This window comes from Curtobacterium sp. A7_M15, assembly GCF_030705415.1.
Taxonomy (GTDB): Bacteria; Actinomycetota; Actinomycetes; order Actinomycetales; family Microbacteriaceae; genus Curtobacterium.
Window position 1 is genome coordinate 1 of sequence record NZ_JAUZED010000228.1, and the last position, 1,110, is coordinate 1,110.

2 protein-coding genes are annotated in these 1,110 nt (G+C 69.1%); both read right to left on the reverse strand.

The window, feature by feature from the left end:
* Positions 1 to 887: tryptophan--tRNA ligase (gene trpS / locus Q7F20_RS18605; RefSeq protein WP_305741539.1), on the reverse strand; the 887-nt coding region annotated here is incomplete at its 3' end.
* 36 nt (positions 888 to 923) lie between these two features.
* On the reverse strand, positions 924 to 1,110 hold a 187-nt coding region (locus Q7F20_RS18610), incomplete at its 5' end, for an endonuclease/exonuclease/phosphatase family protein (protein ID WP_370871733.1).

The window sequence follows — 1,110 nt, forward strand, 5'->3', positions numbered from 1 at the left end:
AGCAGCTCGAGCGTGCGGGCCCGCACCGGCTCGAGCTCGGCCACGACGGCGTCGGCGACCTCGCCCTTCAGGTCGCCGTAGCCCTTGCCCTGGAACGACTCCTCGAGCGCGGCGACCGGGGTACCGGTGAACGCCGAGAGGATCGACAGCAGGTTCGTGACCCCCGGCTTCGCCTGACGGTCGGCGCGGATCTCGCGCTCGGTGTCGGTGACCGCCGACCGGATCTTCTTCGCGGTGCGCTTCGGGTCGTCGAGCAGGCGGATGAGGCCGTTGTCGGACGCCGCCGACTTGCTCATCTTGCTCGTCGGGTCCTGCAGGTCGTAGATGCGGGCCGTCTCGGTGAGGATCCGAGCCTCCGGCACGACGAACGTGTCGCCGAACCGTGCGTTGAAACGGCCGGCGAGGTCGCGGGTGAGCTCGACGTGCTGCCGCTGGTCGTCACCGACCGGCACGACCTTCGTGTCGTACAGCAGGATGTCCGCCGCCATCAGGATCGGGTACGTGAAGAGGCCGACCGACGCGGCCTCGGCACCCTGCCTGGCGGACTTGTCCTTGAACTGGGTCATCCGGCTCGCCTCACCGAAGCCGGTCAGCGTGTTCAGCACCCACGCGAGCTCGGCGTGCGCGGGCACGTGCGACTGCACGAACAGCGTCGCCCGGGTCGGGTCGATGCCGGACGCGATGTACTGCGCGGCCGTCGCACGGGTGTTCGCGCGGAGTTCGGCGGGGTCCTGCGGGGAGGTGATCGCGTGCATGTCGACCACGCAGTAGATGGCGTCGTGGTCGTCGAGCAGCGTCCGCCACTGCATGAGCGCGCCGATGTAGTTGCCGAGGTGGAGGGAACCGGCCGAGGGCTGGATGCCCGAGAAGATGCGCGTCGTGGTCATGGTGCAGTCCTGTGCTGGAGAAGTGTGGGGGATGGGTCAGAGTTCGTAGTCGACGACCACGGGGGCGTGGTCGGACCATCGCTGGTCGTACGCCGCGGCGCGGTCGACCGTGTACTGCGTGACCTTGGCGGCGAGCTCCGGGGTCGCCATCTGGTAGTCGATGCGCCAGCCCGTGTCGTTGTCGAACGCCTGGCCGCGCCATGACCACCACGTGTACGGCCCG